Raw genomic sequence first — 2,874 nt, 5'->3', positions numbered from 1 at the left:
CCCCAAGGCAGTGTGATAGGTCCGGTTCTTGCAAACTTGTTTCTTCATTACGTATTTGACAAATGGATGACTCTTAATCATCCCCACATCCGCTTCGAGCGTTATGCCGATGATAGGGCGCAACGAATGCGCGAAGCTCCGAGTTAACAACGAGGTGTTTCAAGCAATGCTGTGCAGATGATGGTGGTAGGCCCACCGGAACCTCTATACAGGTAGCGGTTTCAAATCACTCTAAGGTGCTGTGGTCAAAAGTCATGGTATTGAGCGTTAGAGAAAAGGCAGTTTGAACTGTCAGATGAGTGTCAAGGAGATGAATGAGCATGTGAACCTCTTACGAACGTGTCGAAAGCGTAGTAAATCCATCAAAACCGAGGGGTTGTCGTTAACTCGGGATAAGTATAGCGGTTACCTGTTTACTGGCTATGCGGTGGGCGGCACCGAGGAGGCATGACCTTGATACAGGCGTTTGTACGGAACGTTGGAACCTACGGGCTGATGATAAGGGAGTACTTCAAGCGGCAGCCCCGCAAGAAGAGAGTACCGATGCAGCCATAGGGGCAGATTGAATTGTAGTAGCGTAGAAGTTCCTGTAATGGGAATGGAGCGAAGAATTTAAATTATCCGTTTTAATTATGAGACAACTTAGTAAATAAGGAGGAACTTATGAAAGAAACAAAGCCCTACGAAATCTCCAAATGGACGGTCTACACCGCCTATGAGCGAGTCAAGGCAAACAAAGGGAGTTCTGGCGTAGATGAACAATCCATTGAAGACTTTGAGAAGGATTTGAAAAACAATCTTTATAAAATCTGGAATAGAATGTCCTCTGGCAGCTATTTCCCTCAACCTGTAAAAGCTGTATCTATCCCTAAGAAGAATGGCGGAACACGTGTACTTGGTATTCCTACGGTGGAAGACCGAATCGCCCAAATGACAGCCAAGCTGTACTTTGAGCCCTGCGTGGAGCCACTCTTTCTTGAAGATTCCTATGGTTATCGCCCTGGCAAGTCAGCCATTCAAGCTTTATCTGTCACCCGTAAGCGGTGCTGGTATCGAGATTGGGTGCTTGAATATGACATCAAGGGATTGTTTGATAATATCCGTCATGACTATCTGTTAGAGATGGTTCGTCGGCACACACCGTATAAATGGATACTTCTGTATGTGAAACGTTGGCTGACTACTCCCTTCCAGTTAGAGGACGGCACGTTACAACCCCGTACTTCCGGCACCCCGCAAGGCGGTGTGATTAGTCCGGTTTTGGCGAACTTGTTTTTTGCATTACGCTTTTGACAGCTTTATGACAAAGGAATACCCCAAAGCATGGTGGGAACGCTACGCTGATGATGGAGTGTTACATTGTAAAAGCTATCAGCAAGCTATGTATATGAAATCAGTGCTCCGTGAGCGTTTTCGTTTGTTCGGTTTAGAGCTGAATGAAGAGAAAACTCGAATCGTGTACTGTAAGGATGCTGACCGTACGGAAGAGCACTCGGAAATCAGTTTTGACTTTCTCGGTTATACATTTCGTCCCCGACTGGCAAAGAATAAGCATGGGAGCATTTTCCTAAATTTCCTTCCTGCCATGTCTACTAAAGCCATCAAATCTATGAAGGAAGAGGTGAGGAGCTGGAAGCTACAACTGAAAGTATGGGAAAGTCTGAATGATTTGGCGGATATATTCAACTCTCAGATACAAGGTTGGATTTCTTATTACGGACACTTTTATAAGTCAGAGCTGATATATTCACTGAGGTATATCAATCAATGTCTGATAAAGTGGGTTCGGCGTAAATATAAGAAACTCAATCATCGACGGCGAGCCGAATATTGGTTGGGTAGAATAGCGCGACGTGACAAGAATATGTTTGCGCATTGGCGCTATGGAGTATTGCCTACGGCTGGGTAATGGGAGCCGGATGAGCTGAGAGGTTCCCGTCCGGTTCTGAGAGGGCGCAGGGGGGAAGTTCCCCTGCTCTACTCACTGTGTTTGCCATTGTCGTAGCTATGAAGAAGCTGAGCGTTTACGTGAGTCCATTACCTACCGTTTTGCTTGCTGCGGTTTGTCCCTGAACTTGGAAAAGACCAAGATTGTCTATTGCAAGAGTAATCGTAATCGCCTAGATTATCCGGTTATCTCTTTTGATTTTCTTGGTTATACGTTCCGTCCTCGTGGGTGCCGTGATAGGAAGGGTGCTGTATTCACAGGTTTTGTTCCTGCTATTGGTAAGAAGTCAAAACAACGACTGAATGAACATATCCGTAGTTGGAACTTTCGACCGTATCCTTGTTTGCGTCTTGAACAAATAGCCGCTTATATCAATCCTATTGTCCGTGGTTGGATACATTATTATGGTAAGTATAATCCTTCCATATTGAAACGACACTTGGATTATCTGAACTGGTATTTGGCTCGCTGGGCTCGTCGCAAATACAAACGGTTTCATGGGAATGCAAATAAGGCATATTACTGGTTGAGTGGCATTGCCCAACGCGAACCTTCCATGTTTGTGCATTGGGAATGGGGAGTTATCCCGGGCATGCGGAAATTGGATACTGGTTGAATAAGAAGAGCCGTATGACGGGAGATTGTCACGTACGGTTCTGTGAGAAGCTTGGGGTGAGATTCCCCTTGCTTACTCGACTTATTTATCTATTAAAATTATTCATCTATTAAAAACGAATCCCCGCGAAGCGTGTCGACGATATTTTTTATGGCATTAACAGAAGATTTACCCGCCCGTCGCATAAGAATCTTCCGATTCGCCTCTCTCTCTGTTCCATGCGGAAACGCATCAGCGGCAGGGCTTATCGAATCGGGAGATTGTAAGGAATTATCGCGCCCTCCGGCGCCCCCGAAAACTCCCTGCGCAA

General features: G+C 45.7%; 4 protein-coding genes. 3 read left to right on the top strand and 1 reads right to left on the bottom strand.

Annotated features, from left to right (window positions below; translation table 11 throughout):
• Positions 1-663 precede the first annotated feature (663 nt).
• The 3 genes from BN161_RS30545 to BN161_RS13025 all read left to right on the top strand — a co-directional run bounded on the left by BN161_RS30545 (position 664) and on the right by BN161_RS13025 (position 2,564).
• On the top strand, positions 664-1,293 hold the full coding sequence (locus BN161_RS30545; RefSeq protein ID WP_262483912.1) for a reverse transcriptase domain-containing protein: 630 nt from the start codon (positions 664-666) through the stop codon (positions 1,291-1,293).
• Between the two features lie 7 nt (positions 1,294-1,300).
• Positions 1,301-1,909 (top strand): group II intron maturase-specific domain-containing protein, encoded by a 609-nt coding sequence (locus BN161_RS30820; protein WP_262483911.1) that lies wholly within the window; start codon positions 1,301-1,303, stop codon positions 1,907-1,909.
• A 154-nt stretch (positions 1,910-2,063) separates the two neighbouring features.
• Complete coding sequence (locus tag BN161_RS13025; protein ID WP_052356278.1) at positions 2,064-2,564, top strand: group II intron maturase-specific domain-containing protein; 501 nt, start codon at positions 2,064-2,066, stop codon at positions 2,562-2,564.
• 98 nt (positions 2,565-2,662) lie between these two features.
• Here the strand turns inward: BN161_RS13025 and BN161_RS30110 are convergent.
• Positions 2,663-2,874: hypothetical protein (locus BN161_RS30110; RefSeq protein ID WP_044266880.1), on the bottom strand; the 212-nt coding region annotated here is incomplete at its 5' end.

Origin of the sequence: Bacteroides timonensis, assembly GCF_000513195.1 — a bacterium.
GTDB lineage: Bacteria > Bacteroidota > Bacteroidia > Bacteroidales > Bacteroidaceae > Bacteroides > Bacteroides timonensis.
The sequence above is the reverse complement of the archived record's forward strand: the minus strand, read 5'-3'. Positions and strand labels throughout refer to the sequence as shown.